This is a genomic window from Weissella sp. DD23 (assembly GCF_001579105.1).
Lineage (GTDB): Bacteria > Bacillota > Bacilli > Lactobacillales > Lactobacillaceae > Weissella > Weissella cibaria.
In genome coordinates this window covers 294,442-294,970 of record NZ_KQ970391.1, presented here as the reverse complement: position 1 = coordinate 294,970, position 529 = coordinate 294,442, and the positions used below count along the sequence as shown (strand labels likewise).

The 529-nt window shown below is 42.2% G+C and carries 1 pseudogene; it reads right to left on the bottom strand.

Annotation, left to right across the window (positions count from 1 at the left end):
• A pseudogene (locus WEIDD23_RS13455) lies at positions 1-529 on the bottom strand (XRE family transcriptional regulator); the annotation flags it as partial.

The window sequence follows — 529 nt, the reverse complement described above, 5'->3', positions numbered from 1 at the left end:
GCAAGTTTAAATCACTTGGTGCAATACCAATTACACTGGTCTGTTCGCGTTCAGCTGCGTCTAAAAACGCTTTAACCAAGTCGTCCAACGCTGGATTTTCCAACATCTCATCATCGCGTACAAACATTGCTAACCGACGTAAAATTTTCAATTCAACCGTATCATCCGTGGCTGGTTGATTAATAATCGCTTCTAAAATAAACCGTGTATTTTCACGATTACGATTCTTTGGATCAATCAAAAACTTCTTAATGGCTTGCACGTGCATCTGCATGGCAATTCCCCAGACGTCAATTGGCAAGAACGTATTAAACATCGTGATGGAACGGGCAAAGCGTTGGTACACAATCATAAACTCTTCGGGCGTCAAGCCATACGCCAATAAACCGGCGACGTTCAGCTCGAAGATGGTGTAACTATCAGTAACCATCAATAACTCTTTTAACGACTCAAATAACGTTGCATTATACTCACCGTTTTCACGAATGTACAAAACCATTTGGGCGACCTGAGAGCCATAATCGTCAGG